Source organism: Rhizobium sp. CECT 9324 (assembly GCF_918741265.1).
In the GTDB taxonomy this organism is placed as follows: Bacteria; Pseudomonadota; Alphaproteobacteria; order Rhizobiales; family Rhizobiaceae; genus Allorhizobium.
The window spans coordinates 438,301-455,544 of sequence record NZ_CAKKMZ010000001.1 but is presented as its reverse complement, the minus strand read 5'-3'; the positions used below and the strand labels follow the sequence as shown (position 1 = coordinate 455,544).

General features: G+C 61.1%; 11 protein-coding genes. 6 read left to right on the top strand and 5 right to left on the bottom strand.

What is annotated here, in order from left to right; genetic code table 11:
* The first annotated feature begins 148 nt into the window (after positions 1-148).
* The 6 genes from LQ231_RS02100 to trxA all read left to right on the top strand — a co-directional run bounded on the left by LQ231_RS02100 (position 149) and on the right by trxA (position 12,111).
* A complete protein-coding gene (locus LQ231_RS02100) occupies positions 149-2,692 on the top strand; it encodes an ATP-binding protein (protein WP_230170102.1) in 2,544 nt (847 codons plus the stop codon).
* A complete protein-coding gene (gene tsaE, locus LQ231_RS02095; RefSeq protein WP_230170101.1) occupies positions 2,689-4,218 on the top strand; it encodes a tRNA (adenosine(37)-N6)-threonylcarbamoyltransferase complex ATPase subunit type 1 TsaE in 1,530 nt (509 codons plus the stop codon). Before LQ231_RS02100 ends, tsaE begins: the two co-directional genes overlap by 4 nt.
* A gap of 5 nt (positions 4,219-4,223) precedes the next feature.
* Complete coding sequence (locus LQ231_RS02090; RefSeq protein ID WP_230170100.1) at positions 4,224-4,955, top strand: nucleotidyltransferase family protein; 732 nt, start codon at positions 4,224-4,226, stop codon at positions 4,953-4,955.
* 2 nt (positions 4,956-4,957) lie between these two features.
* Positions 4,958-8,149 (top strand): double-strand break repair protein AddB, encoded by a 3,192-nt coding sequence (gene addB / locus LQ231_RS02085; RefSeq protein WP_230170099.1) that lies wholly within the window; start codon positions 4,958-4,960, stop codon positions 8,147-8,149.
* Positions 8,142-11,717 carry a double-strand break repair helicase AddA gene (addA, locus tag LQ231_RS02080; RefSeq protein WP_230170098.1) on the top strand — a complete coding sequence of 1,192 codons (3,576 nt, stop codon included), beginning with the start codon at positions 8,142-8,144 and terminating at the stop codon, positions 11,715-11,717. The genes addB and addA overlap by 8 nt, the downstream gene beginning before the upstream one ends.
* A gap of 73 nt (positions 11,718-11,790) precedes the next feature.
* Positions 11,791-12,111: a thioredoxin gene (gene trxA / locus LQ231_RS02075; RefSeq protein ID WP_113143756.1), complete on the top strand. Its 321-nt coding sequence runs from the start codon at positions 11,791-11,793 to the stop codon at positions 12,109-12,111.
* A gap of 51 nt (positions 12,112-12,162) precedes the next feature.
* On the opposite strand, the gene LQ231_RS02070 is transcribed toward trxA, so the two are convergent.
* The 5 genes from LQ231_RS02070 to LQ231_RS02050 are packed head-to-tail and all read right to left on the bottom strand — an operon-like array spanning position 12,163 to position 17,218.
* Positions 12,163-13,503: a folylpolyglutamate synthase/dihydrofolate synthase family protein gene (locus LQ231_RS02070; RefSeq protein ID WP_230170097.1), complete on the bottom strand. Its 1,341-nt coding sequence runs from the start codon at positions 13,501-13,503 to the stop codon at positions 12,163-12,165.
* A 37-nt stretch (positions 13,504-13,540) separates the two neighbouring features.
* Positions 13,541-14,446: an acetyl-CoA carboxylase, carboxyltransferase subunit beta gene (gene accD / locus LQ231_RS02065; RefSeq protein WP_113143754.1), complete on the bottom strand. Its 906-nt coding sequence runs from the start codon at positions 14,444-14,446 to the stop codon at positions 13,541-13,543.
* Positions 14,447-14,484: 38 nt separating this feature from the next.
* Positions 14,485-15,324, bottom strand: coding sequence for a tryptophan synthase subunit alpha (gene trpA, locus LQ231_RS02060; RefSeq protein WP_113143753.1), 840 nt, complete (start codon positions 15,322-15,324; stop codon positions 14,485-14,487).
* Positions 15,325-15,326: 2 nt separating this feature from the next.
* Positions 15,327-16,547: a tryptophan synthase subunit beta gene (trpB, locus tag LQ231_RS02055; protein ID WP_230170096.1), complete on the bottom strand. Its 1,221-nt coding sequence runs from the start codon at positions 16,545-16,547 to the stop codon at positions 15,327-15,329.
* On the bottom strand, positions 16,544-17,218 hold the full coding sequence (locus LQ231_RS02050) for a phosphoribosylanthranilate isomerase (RefSeq protein ID WP_230170095.1): 675 nt from the start codon (positions 17,216-17,218) through the stop codon (positions 16,544-16,546). The genes trpB and LQ231_RS02050 overlap by 4 nt, the downstream gene beginning before the upstream one ends.
* Between the last annotated feature and the right edge of the window lie 26 nt (positions 17,219-17,244).

Sequence of the window (17,244 nt, the reverse complement as noted above, 5' to 3'; positions counted from 1 at the left end):
GCGGTATTGTTTAGACCTTGATTCGTGGGCCGCCCGACGGGCGTGGACGCGAAATCGGATGTCTTGTCGACGATGCGGCACATAATAAGACGGAGACAGACCGAGCATGTCGGTACAACAATGCGACCCGCTTGCGCGGGAGACAGCCATGACGGCGTCTAAATCTGGCCTCTGGCGGCAAACGACACAAAAACAGGGTCAATCCCTCGCATCGACCACGCGCAAGCGCGCGGTGGCTTCGTGGCGCAGCATCCTGGCAAGCGGTTCGGCGCTCGCCGGTCTGTTGCCGGCGCTTGCGTATGCCCAAAGCAATGACGACGCTGCGACACGCCTGCTTACCAGCGTCGATATGGCCGGCTACGCACTCGTTATCGGCGTCGTATCGGCGACCGTGTTTTCGGCTATCCAACTGATCCGCCACCGCAACCGCCTGGACAGCGAAAACCGCGACATGCGTTCGGCACTGTCAGACAATCAGCAGAAGATCTCCGGCTATCATGCAGTGATCGCCGACAACAGTCGGCGGATCGTGATGTGGGACGGGCAGAACGGCAAGGCCGAATTTCTCGGCCAGCTACCGGCCGATACCGGTGCTCCACAATCGGACAACGAATTCCTGGCCCTGGGACGCTGGCTGAAGCCAAGTTCGGCGAGCGAACTCGAAAAGGCGATCGAAGAACTGCGCTCAAATGCAAAAACCTTCGACTTGGTAATCGAGACGCTCCGCGGCGAAGTCATCGAGGTTCAGGGCCGCCTGTCTGGTGGCAGGGCCTTTGCGCATTTTGTCGCTCTCAACAATCTGCGCGCAGAGCTGGCAGAACTGAAGATCGAGCGCAATCGGCTGCGCAGCTCCATCGCAACGTTTGAATCCCTGCTCGACTCGATCGAGCAGCCTGTCTGGCAGCGTGACGCCGACGGCCGCCTGACCTGGGTCAACCAAGCCTATTGCGAAGCCGTCGAAGCCAGCTCCCCCGACCAGGCAATCAAGGAAGGACGTGAAGTCCTCAGCAGCCTGACACGCGAGAAGATCAAGGCTAGCGCCACACCGGAATCACCTTATCACGACACCGTCTCGACAGCGGTTCGTGGTGCGCGGACTTTCTTCGACGTGGTGGATATTCGCGGACCCAGCGGTTCTTGCGGCATGGCGATCGATGTTTCCGGTGCCGAAGCGTTGCGCGAGGAACTGGCGCGAACATTGAAAAGCCATGCAGAAACTCTCGACCATCTCGCAACGCCCGTTGCGATCTTCGACGGCGAGCGCCGGCTACAGTTTTACAATCAGGCCTTTGTTGCGCTCTGGGCACTGGAACCGAAATTCCTCGAATCGAAACCCGACAATGCCGAAATTCTAGACCGTTTGCGCTCGGCCAACAAATTGCCGGAGCAGTTGAGCTGGAAGGCGTGGAAGGAAAATACGCTTTCCGTCTATCGATCGCTGGAGACCCAGACCGATCTCTGGCATTTGCCGAATGGTCAGACCCTGCGCGTCATCGTTTCAACGCATCCGCAAGGCGGCGCGACCTGGGTTTTCGAGAACCTGACCGAGCAGGTCGACCTCGAGACACGCTACAACACCCTGCTCCAGGTCCAGGGCGAAACCATCGATCACCTCTCTGAAGGTGTTGCCGTGTTCGGTCCGGATGGCCGGATCCAGCTGTCCAACCCCGCGTTCCGTGCGCTCTGGGGCGTGTCCGACGCCGAGACCGCTGTCGGCACACATATCCGCGCGATCGAGGCGACTTGCGCGCCCTCCTATGATCGGCCCGACGGCTGGAAAGCCTTTGGCAAGATCATCACCAGCTTCGAAGACGAACGCCCCTCCAGTCAGGGTACATTGGAGCTCTATTCCGGACTTGTGCTCGACTATGCGGTCACGCCACTTCCGAATGCCCAGACCATGCTGACCTTCGTCAACATGACCGACAGTGTTCGCGCCGAGCGGGCTCTGAAGGAGAAGAACGAAGCGCTACGCAAGGCAGACGAACTGAAGAACGATTTCGTTCAGCACGTCTCCTACGAGCTGCGTTCGCCCCTGACCAATATCATCGGCTTTACCGATCTGCTCAAGACACCGACGATCGGGCCGCTCAACGAGCGACAGGCCGAGTATGTCGACCATATCTCGACCTCGTCCTCCGTCCTTTTGACCATCGTCAACGACATTCTCGACCTGGCGACGGTCGATGCCGGCATCATGCAGCTCGACTATTCCGAGATCGATCTGAACGATCTTCTCGACGATGTCTCGATGCAGATGACCGATCGACTACAGGAAGGCGGCGTGACTTTGGAGATTGCTGCGGCCAGCCAGCTTGGCTACGTGATCGCGGACCGGCAGCGTCTCAAGCAGATCCTGATCAAGCTGCTGACAAACGCCGTGAATTTTGCCCCCGAGGGCTCGGTTGTCGCGATGAAATGCTGGCGCGAAGACACTGATTTCGTCTTCTCGGTGACCGACAAGGGCTGCGGCATGAGCGAAGAGATGCTGTCGACGGTGTTCGATCGTTTCTCGACCCATGGCAAGGGTGGAAAGCGCAGCGGACCGGGTCTCGGCCTGTCCATCGTGCAGAGCTTTGTCAATCTGCACAGCGGCAAGGTTTCGATCGACAGCGCTCCCGGCCTTGGCACGACCGTGCATTGCCGCATCCCATCCGCCAGCGTGCCGCAAGCCATCGCCGCCGCAGAATGAGCGAACGCCTGCCCCCGATCATCCTGGACCTGCCGGACGAAGCGGCAACGAAGCGGCTGGGCGAGGATCTGGCGCTGGTGGTGCAGGCGGGCGACTGCCTGGCCCTGCACGGGGATCTGGGCGCCGGAAAATCGACACTCAGTCGGGCGCTGCTTCGGGCCATGGCCGATGATCCCGAAATGGAAGTGCCAAGTCCGACCTTTACGCTGGTGCAGAGCTACGATCTTCGGCTACCGGTCGCGCATTTCGATCTCTACCGGCTGTCAGATCCGAGCGAACTCGACGAACTTGGCTTCGACGAAGCGATTGCGACCGGGATCTGCCTGGTGGAATGGCCGGGCAAGGCCGGCGGGGCCTTGCCGAAATCGACCGTCGATATCCACTTTGGCTTCACGGCCGAAGGCGGCCGTCACCTGACGATATCCGGACCGGAGGCGAAGCTTGCCAGGATCCGGCGGGTCTTGCAGATCCGCCATTTTCTCGACGAAAACGGCTACGGGAATGCCGGGCGCCGACATCTAATGGGCGACGCGTCGACACGGTCCTATGAATACATCTATCCGGTTGGTGAACACGCACGGCTCGTGCTGATGGACGCGCCAAAGCGCCCCAACGGGCCTGTCATTCGCGACGGCAAGCGTTATTCGCAGATCGCCCATATCGCGGAGGATGTCTATCCATTCGTCGCGATCGATCAGGCGCTGCGCGAGCGCGGCTTTTCGGCACCGGCCATTCTGGCCAGCGACTGCGAAGCCGGCTTATTGTTGCTCGAGGACCTCGGCAGCGAGGGTATTCTGGACGAGGCCGGCCGACCGATCGCGGACCGTTACCGCGCCAGCGTCGTCTGCCTTGCTGCCATCCATGGCACGTCTTTCGAACGGGACATCGCACTTGCCGATGGCCTGACCCATCAGATCCCGGATTTTGACCGCACCGCGATGAAGATGGAAGTCGAATTGCTGATCGACTGGCATCTGCCGTGGAAACGCAATGGTCTCGCCGTCAGCGACGACGAGCGTCGGCGTTATCTCGGCATCTGGGATGACCTGATCGATCAGCTTGCAGACAGCGAAACCTCGCTGGTGCTGCGCGATTTCCATTCACCGAACATCATCTGGCGAGGCAACAAGACCGGTCATGACCGGATCGGCATCATCGACTTCCAGGATGCGATGATCGGGCCATCGGCCTATGATCTCGCGTCGATCGTCCAGGATGCACGGGTGACGGTCGACCGGCCGCTGGCTAACCAGTTGATGGCGGACTATCTCGTGCTGCGACGGCTGTCGCTCTCTTTCGATGAAGCGCTTTTCCAGAAAAGCTGGGCGATCATGGCAGCCCAACGTGCCTGCAAGCTGTGTGGGTTGTGGGTTCGGTTGAAAGAGCGCGACGGAAAAGACGGCTATATGAAGCACATGCCACGCACGCTGCGGCATCTGGCGGTCGCTTTCGAACATCCAGCACTCGCCCCCTTGCGCGACTGGTGTATTGAAGCTGGAATCGAACTTCCCGAATCAGCGGCGTAGGCAAAATGAAAATCACCCAAGCGATGGTGCTCGCGGCCGGCCTCGGCACGCGGATGCGGCCGATCACCGACGCCACGCCGAAGCCGCTGGTCAAGATCAGCGGAAAGCCGATGATCGACTATGTTCTTGAAGCCCTTGTCGAGGCCGGTGCCGAGACCGTGGTTGTCAACGTGCATCATCATGCCGACCAGATGGAAGCCCATCTTGCGGCCTACGCGGGTGTAGAGATCAAGATTTCGGACGAGCGCGACCGCCTGATGGATTCGGGCGGTGGCCTGGCCAAGGGATTGAAACAGCTTGGCCCCTCGCCCGCTTTCGTGATGAACGCTGATCTGTTCTGGATCGGCGAGCCGAAGGACCAGGCCTCCAATCTGCGACTGTTGGCGGAAATGTTCGATCCGGAAACCATGGATATCGCCATGCTGTGCGCCGACCCCGAACGGACCACAGGTCATAATGGCAAGATTGACTTTTCGTTGGCTGCAGACGGAAGATTGGCCCGATACAAAGTCGGCGATGCAAATCCTGTCATCTACGCCGGCGCGCTGATCCTGATGCCCGATTTCCTCGCCGACGCGCCTTCCGAACCATTCAATCTCAATATCTATTTCGATCGGGCTATTGCGGCCGGACGTCTGCATGGCCTGAAGCTCGACGGCGAATGGTTGACCGTCGGCACGCCGGAGGCGATAGGCGAGGCGGAAGCGACCATCCAGCGCATCAGCAGAAGCACATAGCCATGGCGAGCGGCCGCACACCACGCGTCTTCACCATTCCGGCAGGCCTGCCTTTTCTGCGGATGCTGACACGCGCATTGATCGCAGGCGATCTTGTCGAAGAATATCGCTACGATCCGACCGACCCGCTGTCTCTCTCGAGGGTGACCATCCTTGTGCCGACCCGGCGCGCGGCGCGCGTCCTGCGTTCGGAATTCGTCGATCTGCTCGGTGGCCGCTCGGCGATCCTGCCGCAAATCAGGACCTTGGGTGAAACCGAGGACGACAGCGGTTTCTTCGACACCGACGCGCCCTCGGCACTCGATCTCGCGCCTCCGGTCAGCGGAACGGTAATGCTGCTCGAACTCGCCAGGCTGATCCTCGCCTGGCGAAACCAGTTGCCGGAGATCGTACGGTCTATCCACGCCGATACGCCGCTGGTCGCACCAGCAAGTCCGGCCGATGCCGTCTGGCTGGCGCGCGCGCTGACGGAACTGATCGAAGCGGCAGAGACCGAAGGCAGCGACTGGAAAGGCCTGTCCAACCTGAAGGCCGAAAACTTTGCCTCCTGGTGGCAGTTAACGCTGGAATTCATGAAGATCGCTACGGCATTCTGGCCGGCGCGGCTCGAGGAGCTGATGCGCTCTTCACCTGCCCGCCACCGCGATGCCGTCCTGCGCGCTGAGGCCGACCGAATGCGTCGCCAGGGATCGGAGGGACCGATCATCGTTGCCGGCTCGACGGGCTCCATACCGGCCGCGGCCGAACTGATCGCAGCGATTGCCGCGCTCGATCATGGCGTCGTCGTTCTGCCCGGGCTCGACACCAGCATGCCGGACGCGGACTGGGCCAAACTCGACGATCGTTCGGTTCTCGATGCACCGTCCAATCCGGCCGTGCGCGGCCATCCGCAATACGGTCTCGCCCATCTGATAAAACACATCGGTGTCGGCCGCGACGAGGTCCAAGTCCTGGCAGCACCCGATCCCGACTTGCGCGATCGGGCCGAAATCCTGTCGCGCGCCATGGCGCCGGCCGAGGCAACCGATGGCTGGAAGGCGTGGCGCGACGGTTTTGCCACGGATCGCCTCGTCGCTGCATTTCGCGATGTCGCGCTGATCGAAGCGGCCAATGAGCGCGAGGAGGCGACTGCCATCGCGATCGCGCTTCGACTGGGTCTGGAACAGCCCGGGTCCGACAGCGAAAGTCGCGTCGCCCTGATCACGCCGGATCGCGCATTGGCGCGACGCGTAATGGCAGAACTCGCCCGCTTCGGCATACAGGCTGACGATTCGGCCGGTACACCACTGACCGGTACGCAACAGGCCATGCTGACCCAGGTGCTGGTCGAGGCCTGCCTGAGGCCTGGCGACCCGGTGGCGATCGTCTCGCTGCTCAAACACCCGCTTGCGCGCTTCGGCTTCGATGCCGAGACCGCGCGTATGGCTGCGGATGCGCTCGAAACGGTCGCGCTGCGCGGTGGCATCAGGTCGCTGGACCTGGCTGAAATGGAGCCGCTGTTCGAGCAGGGATTGGCCGCCCATCTCAACGATCGACACGCGCCGCAATGGCGTCAATCGCTGTCCGATGAGGCCATCGACCTCGCGCGGGAGCTGGCGCGGCGCGTGACGGCTGCGGTGGAGCCTCTGGTTGGCGTGCTGGTCCGCACGCCGGATGGGCGCGTGCTGTCGAACAGGCTGGTACTTGGCGATTGGGCGGAACGCACCGGCCGGGTGATCGAGGCCGTCTGTGTCGATGAGCGCGGTGACCTTGCCGGCATCTGGGGCGAAGAAGCAGGCGATACGCTGGCCGAGCTTCTCACTCAGGTCATCGCGACCGAAGGGCGCATCGAGGCCGACGGCCCGCAATGGATCGATATCCTTGCGGCATTGATGGCCGGACAGGCCGTCAAGCCAAAGGCAATGCGCCATCCGCGGGTGTTCATCTTCGGCACACTGGAAGCGCGGCTGCAGACTGTCGACATGATGGTGATCGGCGGAATGAACGAGGGCAGCTGGCCAGGACAGACCACCAACAATCCCTTCCTGTCGCGTGTGATGAAAACCGAAGTGGGCCTTGAGCCCCCGGAGCGCCAGATCGGCCAGGTCGCGCATGATTTCGAAATGGCCTGTGGCACGCGGCAGCTGGTCTTTTCCCGATCACTGCGCCAGGGTTCCGCACCCACGGTCGCTTCACGCTGGCTGCAGCGCCTGCTGGCGCTGGGTGGATCCGATTTCGAGAAAGACCTGAAGCGCCGAGGCGAGCTCTATCGTCGTTATGTCGATCTGCTCGATCATGGCGACAACCAGGCGCCGGCGCAGAGACCGGCACCCAGACCGCGGGCAGACCTACAGCCACGTTCCTTCACCTTCAGCGAGGTCGGCCGCTTCCGGCGTGACCCCTATGCGATCTACGCGAAACGCATTCTCCGGCTCGATGCCGTCGATCCGTTCAACGAGGATCCGGGTGCAGCCGAGCGCGGCACGCTCTATCACGGGATCGTCGACCGCTTCATCAGGGAGGGACACGATCCGGCACGCAAGGATGCTCTTGATATTCTCTATCGGATCACCGACGAGGAATTCCTCAAGGAAGGCCTGCCCCTGCATATCGACATCGTCTGGCGGCAGCGGTTCTATGGCGTGGCGCAATCGTTTCTCAAATGGGAAAGAGAACGCCGACCGGAAATCCGCAAAACCCTGACAGAGGTGCGCGGCAATGTCGTGTTGAAACCGATCGACATCACCATCCGCGGGATCGCCGACCGCATCGACATCAAGGGCGGCGGCCATGCCGATATCATCGACTACAAGACCGGCCTCAATCCAAGCACTGCCCAGGCCCGCAGCCTGCTGGATCCGCAGCTGGCGCTGGAAGCCGCCGCACTGATGGAAGGCGCTTTCGGTCCAGCCGGACAGCTGAAGCCGGAGAACCTGATCTATGTGCGCCTGAGGCCTGGAGAGCGCTTCGGCGCGGACCAGGTCAACAACGAGTTGTCCGGCCGCGGCGACAATCGCAAATCGGCAGCCGAACTGGCCGTTCAGGCGGTCGAGGAACTCGGCAAATTCGTCCAGTCGCTGCAATCTGGTGATCGCGGATTTGTCTCGCGTCTGATCCCGGCGGAACAGACAAAATACGGCGGCGAATACGATCATCTGGCACGCGTCGCCGAATGGTCGACGGCCGACAGCGAAGAGGCGAGTTCCGATGACTGACGCCCCTCTCCCAACGGCAAGCCACGCCTCCAATCTGCCGACCAGCGATGATCCGGGCGCCTGGATCGACTGGACGACCGTGGAGCAATCGCGCGCCTCGCATCCCGGCCAGTCCGCCTGGGTTTCGGCCAATGCGGGCTCGGGCAAGACACATGTACTCACTCAGCGCGTCATTCGGCTGCTGCTGGCCGGTGCCCGCCCCTCCTCCATCCTGTGTCTCACCTATACAAAGGCCGCCGCCTCCGAAATGTCGAACCGTGTCTTCGATCGGCTTGCCGAATGGGCAACGCTCGATGATGCGGAGCTTTCCAAACGTGTGACTGCCATCGAGCAACGCGTTCCGGATCGCACGACGCTTGCAACCGCACGCCAGCTCTTTGCCAAGGCACTTGAGACGCCGGGCGGCCTGAAAATCCAGACAATCCATGCCTTTTGCGAGGCGTTGCTGCATCAGTTTCCGCTCGAAGCCAACGTTGCGGGTCATTTCAGCGTTCTTGATGATCGGGCAGCCGTCACCGTGCTTGCCGAAGCGCGGCGCTCGCTCCTGACCGCAACATCGACAGAAAACGACGCGGATCTGGCCGAGGCCTTCTCCCAGGTGCTGAGCATCGCGGATGAAAGTGGATTGGAATTGTTGATCGGCGATATCGTCGCCAATCGCCATGCCATCCGCCAGTTCCGCCGACAGGCTGCCCGCAAGGGCGGTCTCGACGCGGCATTGCGGCTTCGCTTCGGGATTGAGACCGATGAGACCGAGGCATCGCGCGCAGAGGCCTATTGGCCGCTTGCCGGCCTTGCTGGCTCGGTTTTTGCCCAATACATTCAGCTGGCGCTCGAAAAGGGTGGCGAAAAAGTTCGCGCCGTTGCCGAAGCACTTGAACATGCGCTTCGCGAGGATGATCCCCTGGAGCGGGCAAAGCTGCTCGACGGCGCCTTTCTGACGCAGGCGGAAGCGCCCAAGGCAGACAGCTCGCTGATTGCCGCTGCCATGAGCAAACTGGCGCCGGAGTTGCGCGACGCGGTGATCGCTGCCCGCGAACATGTGGTATCCGCCCGCGACCGGCTGCGGATCTTTCGCATGTACGAGGCGACGAAGGCAGCCCTGACACTCGCGGTCCGGTTGGACGAAGACTACGAAGAGCTGAAAAAGCGCCGGTCGCAGCTCGACTTCGAGGATCTGATCGCCCGTAGCGCGGAATTGCTGATGCGTGCCGATGTCGGCGCCTGGGTACATTACAAGCTCGACCAGGGCATCGACCATATCCTGGTGGACGAGGCCCAGGATACGAGCCCGGTTCAATGGTCGGTTATCCGGTCGCTTCGCGAGGACTTCTTTTCGGGTGCGAGCGCCCGACCCGGCGTGCGTACCTTCTTTGCCGTGGGCGACGAAAAACAGTCGATCTATTCGTTCCAGGGCGCCCGTCCGGAACAGTTTTCCGTCGAGGCAAAACAGACCCAACAGGCTGTCGACAATGGCGGACAAACCTTCAACACCATCCGCCTGCCGCTGTCCTTCCGCTCGACTTCCGCCGTCTTGTCGGCGGTCGACCAGGTGTTTTCGATCGACGCCAATCTGCGTGGCCTGAGTGCTGCCGGCGATGCCGTCGTGCATATGTCGAGCCGCAGCGGCCATCCGGGCGAGGTCGATCTCTGGGAGATGATTGCCGCAGAAAAACAGGAGAAGAACGAGGATTGGACCGCCCCCTTCGACTCCACGCCGGAAAGCGCGCCGTCGGCCATTCTTGCGCGACGCATTGCGCATGCGATCAGCGAATTGGTGGGCAAACAGACAATCATCGAAAAGGGTGCGGAGCGGTTGATCCAACCCGGCGATATCCTGGTCCTGGTGCGCAAGCGTGACAGTTTCGTCAATGCACTGACCCGATCGCTGAAGCGCCCCTACAGCATTCCGGTGGCCGGTGCCGACCGCCTGAAGCTGACCAGCCATATTGCCGTGCAGGACATGCTGGCACTCGGCCGGTTTCTGTTGCTGCCGGCTGACGATCTATCGCTTGCCGCCATCCTGAAAAGCCCGCTGTTCAATCATAGCGAAGAGCAGCTTCTCGACCTTGCGGCGGAGCGTCTGGAGAAGCAGAGCCTTTGGGCCCGACTGACGGATCTGGCGGCGCTGGACGGATCGCCATGGGCGGAAAGCACGCGGAAACTGGACCGTTTTCTCGAGCTTTCGCGCATACACTCGGTGCACGACTTCTATGCCAGGGTCTTGGGCCTCTATGGCGGGCGACGGGTCTATCTCGGACGACTCGGCACCGAGGTCAGCGACATTCTCGATGAATTCCTGACCTTCGCTTTGTCCTTCGAAACCGCCGGGCTGCCCGGTCTGCAGTCCTTCATTTCGACGCTGGAGATGGAAGCGCCGGTGGTGAAGCGCGAGCAGGACAAGGAGCGCAACGAAGTCCGGATCATGACCGTTCATGCCTCGAAAGGTCTCGAGGCGCCGGTGGTCTTTCTGGTCGATGGAGGATCGAAGGCTTTCAATTCGAACCATCTTGCCAAGCTCCGGCTGCTGGAGGCAAACGAGGATCAGCCTCCAGTGCCGATCTGGTTTCCGACGAAGGGGCTCGGCAACTCGCTGACGGATGCTGACACTCAGGTGCGCAAGAGCCAGACCGAGGAGGAATATCGCCGGCTTCTCTATGTTGCGATGACGCGGGCCGCCGACCGCCTGATTATCTGCGGTTATCGGGGTGTCCAGGATCCCGGCGATATCTGGCACAAGATGATTGCCGATGCGCTTGCCATTGACGAAAGCCGCTGCAGCAGCGCGCAATTTCGTGGTCCCGACGGCGATTGGTCCGGGCTGCAATGGCGCCTGCCGCTGTCACAGAAGATTTTTCCGCTCTCTGCGGAAACAGCGGCAGCCGAGACGGAAATGGATCTGCCGGTGGCGCTTTCGCGACCACTGCCGCCGCCCGTGCATCTGCCGCGTCCGCTGAGCCCATCGGGTGCAGGCAGTATCGTGATCGATGACACGGATGACATGCTCACCGCCTCAGCACTGTTTTCCGATGAAAAGAAGGCCGATCTCTCGCTGCAGCGCGGCCGATTGGTCCATCGCATGCTTCAGACGCTTCCCGCCATCCCGCCTTCGGAACGGTTGCAGGCGGCGCAGAGCTATGCCGATCGCGCGGCTCGCTTTTGGCCTCGGCACGACCGGGAGAGCTTGGTCGAGACTGTCATGTCCGTGCTCGACATGCCGAGCCTCGGGCCCCTGTTTTCAAGCGATAGCCAACCTGAAGTGTCCGTCATGGGTACTCTCGTGCTGAAAGGCGAACAGCGCGCCGTCTCCGGCCGCATCGACCGCATGACCGTGCTCGACGAGCGGGTTCTGCTGGTCGACTACAAGACCAATCGCAACCCGCCGCGCCATGTGATGGATGTGCCGCTCTCGCATCGCGCGCAGCTGGCGATCTACCGGGAGATCCTCAAGCCGCTTTACCCGACGAAGCCGATCGAATGCCTGTTGATCTACACCGAAACGGGGACAGTGCTGGACCTTCCGGAAGACGTGATGCGCGCCTCTCTTGCCGACCTCGAAACATCATGAGATACCGCATATTGAAATTACCGCGTCGCGGCATCACATATCTAGTCAATTCGATATCTATAAGGAGAGCCCGATGGCTACTGTAAAAGTCGATAAGTCCAATTTCCAGGCCGAGGTTCTCGATGCATCCGAGCCGGTTGTCGTTGATTTCTGGGCTGAATGGTGCGGCCCGTGCAAGATGATTGCGCCGAGCCTGGAGGAAATCTCCAACGAACTCGCCGGCAAGGTGAAGATCGTCAAGCTGAACATCGATGAAAACCCGGAACTGGCTGCCCAGTTCGGCGTTCGCTCGATCCCGACCCTTGCCGTCTTCAAGGGTGGCGAAGTTGCCGACATCAAGGTAGGTGCTGCACCGAAGACGGCCCTGTCGAGCTGGATCTCCAGCGCCGCGTGAGGCGAGGACCGATCTTGGACAACTCAAAAGCCCGGAATTTCCGGGCTTTTTTCATGTCGGAATGGTGCCGTTCTGGGCCAGAACATTGCCGGCAAGATAGAGCGATCCGCCAATCATGATGCGTGGCGGTGGTCCGCCCGCGGTTTTTTCGGCAATGGCATTGAGTGCCTCTTCCAGCGATCCTGCCGGCACAGCGGTCAACCCTGCATCCGCTGCCGATTGCGCCAATGCCACGGGGTCGAGACCGACGTCCGAACCCTCGATCGGCACCGTGTATACCGCATGGGCGATACCGGTGAATGCGCGGAAATAGCCGATCGGATCCTTGGTGTTGATCATGCCGACAACCAGATGCAGCGGACGCGCCTTGCGCTCTTCCATCGCAGCCATGGCTTCGGCGATCACTTCGCCGGCACCCGGATTGTGGCCACCGTCGAGCCAGATCTCGGCACCCGCCGGTGCACGATCGACCAGGTGCCCTTCGGTCAGTCGCTGTAGACGCCCGGGCCATTCGACAGACAGCATGGCCTTCTCGGCAATCACCTCGGTGACGGCAAAACCCGCCGCCTTCACCGCGCGAATGGCTGTGGCAGCATTGCCAAGCTGGTGGCGACCAGGAAGCCGCGGCAGCGGCAGGTCCATCAGGCCAAACTCATCCTGGTAGACCATACGGCCGAATTCCTCATAGGCGAGAAAATCCTGGCTGAAGACGGAAAGCGGACAGCCCAGTCGTTCGGCTGTGCCGATCAGCACGTCACGAGCACCATCGAATTCCTGGTGGCCAATGACCACCGGAATACCACGCTTCATGATCCCGGCCTTTTCGGCGGCAATCAGCTCGACCCGATCGCCGAGATAGGCCTGGTGATCGAGAGAAATCGGCTGGACGATCGAGGCTGCTGGCTTTTCGACGACATTGGTGGCATCGAAGCGGCCACCGAGACCGACTTCGATGACGGCAACGTCGGCGGGTTGCTCGGAAAACAGGATGAAGGTCACCGCGGTCAGGATTTCGAAGACGGTGATCGACTGGCCGCCATTGGCGTCGGCAACCCGCCGCAGTGCATCGGCAAACAGCGCGTCATCGACGATCTGTCCACGACCGCCCTTCACACCGATGCGATAGCGTTCGTGCCAGCGGACGAGGTGCGGCGATGTGTGGACATGGACCGACAGGCCCTGGGCTTCGAGCAATGCCCGGCAAAAGGCCGTCGCCGAGCCTTTACCGTTGGTGCCGGCCACATGAATGACCGGCGGCAAACGCCTTTCGGGATTGCCTAGAAGATCGAGCAGGCGGCGAATGCGGTCGAGGGAGAGATCGTAACCCTTGGGGTGCAGCCCCATGAGCTTTTCAATCTCGGCATCGGCCAGGCTCAAGGTAGGCACTGTCATCACGGTCGTTCCATTGCCATCGGCCAAATACGAAGTGTCAGGCCGATGCCTTTGTCGGGATTGCGATAGCGCCGTTCGAAACCTGATCATTGGCAGGACGCTTGGTCATGATCTTCAGTACGCGGGCCAGAAGGTCCGGAATTTCGTGGCGCTTGACGACCATGTCGACCATGCCGTGCTCCAACAGGTATTCAGAGGTCTGGAAACCTTCCGGCAGCTTTTCGCGGATGGTCTGCTCGATGACGCGCTTGCCGGCAAAGCAGATTTCGGCGCCCGGCTCGGCAATGTGCAGATCGCCGAGCATGGCGTAGGATGCGGTCACGCCGCCCGTGGTCGGATTGGTCAGGACGACGATGTAGGGCAGACCGGCTTCCTTCAGCATGTCCACGGCGACCGTCGTGCGCGGCAGCTGCATCAGCGACAGGATGCCTTCCTGCATGCGCGCGCCCCCGGAAGCGGGGAACATGACCAGCGGGCACTTTTCCTTGATGGCGCGTTCGAAGGCCTTGACGATCGCCTCGCCGGCCGCAATGCCGAGCGAACCGCCCATGAAATTGAACTCATGAACCACGGCGACAAGTTTCAGGCCGCGAACGGTGCCGACACCGGCCAGGATCGTATCCTCCTGCTCGGTCTTGAGGCGGCTGTCCTTCAGGCGGTCGGTATATTTCTTCGAATCGCGGAATTTCAGCGGGTCCTGCGCCACCTTTGGCTGCTGCAGGGCTTCATACTGGCCGTTGTCGAAAAGATCGATCAGGCGCGCCTTGGCCGGCATCTTCATGTGGTAGCCGGAGGCGGGAATTACCCATTTGTTCTCTTCGAGGTCCTTGTGGAAGACCATCTCGCCCGTCTCGGGGCACTTGATCCAGAGATTTTCCGGGACTTCCCGGCGGCCGAGCATGGAATTGATGCGCGGGCGCACGTAGTTGGTGATCCAGTTCACGCGGTATACTCCTGACTTTTACAGCCTTTATCGGAAAATTATTCGGCAGCAGCAAGGCGTGCACTGCGCACACCGCTGGCAAGGCCGCGAACCAGGGTGACAACGGCCTGAACCGTATCCGCCGTGGCTTTCCCGTCAGCTGTCAGATTGTTGGCGACCTGATTGACGATGGCAGTGCCGACGACAACGCCGTCTGCGCTGGTCCCGATCAGGCGGGCATGTTCTGCGGTCTTGACGCCGAAGCCGACGCAAATCGGTAGATCCGTGTGTGACTTGATGCGCTGAACGGCGCTGGCGACACGGGAAGGATCAAGCATCGAGGATCCTGTGATACCGTTCATCGACACGTAGTAGACAAAGCCGGACGTGTTCTGCAGCACGGTCGGCAAACGCTTGTCATCCGTTGTCGGCGTGGCCAGACGAATGAAATTGATGTCTCGGCGACGGGCGGGAATGCACAATTCGTCGTCCATTTCCGGCGGCAGATCGACAACGATCAGGCCGTCGATACCAACGTCGATCGCAACATCGAGAAAATGCTCGACGCCGAAGACATAGATCGGATTGTAGTAGCCCATCAACACGATCGGCGTTGTCTGGTCGGTCTTGCGGAACTCGCGTGCCAGTTCCAGCGTCTTCAGAAGCGTCTGACCTGACTTCAGCGCGCGCTGTCCGGCCATCTGGATCGCCGGGCCGTCGGCCATCGGATCGGAGAACGGCATGCCAAGCTCGATCACGTCGGCACCGGCTTCCGGCAGCGCCTTCATGATCGCGAGCGATGTATCATAGTCCGGATCGCCGGCCATGAAATAGGTCACCAGGGCGGGACGGCCTTCGGCCTTCAGGTCGGCGAAGCGTTTGTCCATACGTGCAGTCATGTTCAGAGCCCCATCCCGAGAATCTTGCCGACAGTGAAGATGTCCTTGTCGCCGCGACCGCAGAGATTCATGACAATGATCTGGTCCTTGTCCATCGTCGGCGCGCGTTTGATGACTTCGGCGAGCGCGTGGCTCGGCTCGAGCGCCGGAATGATGCCTTCGGTGCGCGTCAGCATCTGGAATGCGGCGAGCGCCTCGTCGTCCTTGATCGGAACATATTCGACGCGGCCCATGTCCTTCAGCCAGGAATGCTCGGGCCCAATGCCGGGATAGTCGAGGCCAGCCGAGATCGAGTGACCTTCCTTGATCTGGCCATCGCCATCCTGCAGCAGGTAGGTGCGGTTGCCATGCAGGACGCCCGGCGAACCAGCCGTCAGTGAGGCGCAATGCTCTTCGCCCTCGAGCCCCTTGCCACCGGCTTCGACGCCGACAATGCGGACACTTTCGTCGTCCAGGAACGGATGGAACAGGCCGATCGCGTTCGAACCACCACCGACGGCCGCGATCAGCATGTCGGGAAGACGGCCTTCGGCCGCCATCATCTGTTCGCGGGTCTCGCGGCCGATGACCGACTGGAAGTCGCGGACCATTTCCGGATAGGGATGCGGGCCGGCGGCCGTACCGATCATGTAGTATGTGTCATCGACATTGGTGACCCAGTCACGCAGCGCCTCGTTCATCGCATCTTTCAGCGTGCCGTGCCCGGCCGTCACCGGCTTTACTTCGGCACCGAGCAGCTTCATGCGGAAAACGTTCGGCGCCTGACGCTCGACATCGGTCGCGCCCATGTAAACGACGCAAGGAATGCCGAAACGGGCAGCAACCGTCGCCGACGCCACGCCGTGCTGGCCGGCGCCCGTCTCGGCAATGATGCGCGTCTTGCCCATGCGCTTAGCGAGCAGGATCTGGCCGAGGCAGTTGTTGATCTTGTGCGAGCCGGTATGGTTGAGCTCGTCGCGCTTGAAGTAGATCTTCGCGCCGCCAAGCTCTTCCGTCAGGCGTTCGGCAAAATACAGCGGGCTCGGCCGGCCGGTGTAGTGGGTGTTCAGATGCGCCAGTTCCGCCTGGAATTCGGGATCGGTCTTTGCCTTTTCCCACTCGGCCTGAAGGTCGAGGATCAGTGGCATCAGGGTTTCCGCCACAAAGCGGCCGCCGAAGATGCCGAAACGGCCGTCTTCGTCAGGGCCTTCCCGGAAGGAATTGGGTTTGGGTGTTTCGCTCACTTGACACTCCCTGATACCGGTGCGCGGCGCGAAGCCTCAGCGACCGCCGTAAAAAAATCGTCCATCATCTGCAGATCCTTGATCCCTGGAGCGCTTTCGACACCAGAGGAGATATCAATCCCCCGGGCGCCGGTTTCGCTGAGGGCGTCTGCTATGTTGTCTTTGTTGAGCCCACCGGAAAGCATGTAATTCACGCTTTCGTCAAGCGAGCGCAGCAAGCTCCAATCGAATGTCACGCCATTTCCACCTGGGAGATCCGAGCCGATGGGCGGTTTCGCATCGAACAGGAAACGGTCCGCTATGCCTATATAGGGCTCAATGCGCCTCAGATCATCGGGCTCACGGATCGAAAATGCCTTCATGATCGGCAAACCGGTCATCGCCTTGACCGTCAAAAGCCGCTCCGGGCTTTCATGTCCATGAAATTGCAGGATATCCGGACGCAGCAGCGCGATGATCTCATCCAGATCGTCGGCATCGGCATCCACCGTTACCGCTACGATCTTGGTACGGCCGCGAACGCGATCCGCCAGCATGCCGGCGATGTCGGGTTCGATGTTGCGGGGGCTCTTTGCGAAGAAAATGAAGCCGATATGGGTCGCCCCGCGCTCAACAGCGCGATCGACAGCCTCCGGCGTCTTCAATCCGCAGATCTTGATATCGGGTCTCATGGCAGCGAAGTCGCACGAAATCACAA